Annotated in this window: 1 pseudogene; it reads right to left on the bottom strand. The window is 67.6% G+C overall.

Annotated features, from left to right (window positions below):
- Positions 1-748, bottom strand: a pseudogene (locus tag ACJHXB_RS24755) (DUF6531 domain-containing protein); the annotation flags it as partial.

Raw genomic sequence — 748 nt, forward strand, 5'->3', positions numbered from 1 at the left:
AGCACCAGACGGAACTCCCGCCCGGCACCGTCCGTCACGCCGGTGATTTCCCCGGCCAGGTCACCGGCGGCCTCACGCCGGTACGTCAGCGTCCGCCCGAAGCGGTCCGCCCGAAGCGGTCCGCCAGCCCGGTAAGCACCCGGTACGGCGGCAGCGGCGCTGGCAGTACGTCCTCAGCACCCGGCACCCGCTCAGACCACCCCAGTATCCACCACGGTCCCTGTGCGCTGTTGGTCGCCAGGTAAAGATGCGGGCTTAACCGGATATCCGGCGACAGCGCCCCCCACAGCCGCGCCAGCGTGTGGCCGTCCGGCTGCGCTGCCTTACCACCGCGAACCAGCCACATTGACTCGCTGCGGCTGTACACCGCCTCCCCCGGCAGCAGCGGCTCAAAGTGAATGCTCTGCCCGCCGTTGTCGTTGAGTATCAGTCCGTCATCACGTAGCTGTAAGCGGATATCAGAAGGCGCTTTCCAGCCGGGGCCGAAAACGCCCACCGGCGCAGGCGTCTTCGTCCGGTAGCTGCTGTAGGTGCGGGAGAGAATGAACGGCAGCGGGCCGGGCAGCGCAACATCCGTCTCGCCGGGCAGCACCTTCGCCCCCAGCAGCGGATTTACCGGGTTGCCCGAAGTCATCCCGCCCGGACACACCGAGCACGCCACGCCGGTGGGCGCGCCAATTCTTACACCTGCCGAACCCTGGACAATGGGACCGCCATACTGAGTCATATCTCCCTGACGCGCCGCTGG

Source organism: Escherichia sp. WS3227_2, from assembly GCF_046486495.1.
Taxonomy (GTDB): Bacteria; Pseudomonadota; Gammaproteobacteria; order Enterobacterales; family Enterobacteriaceae; genus Escherichia; species Escherichia coli.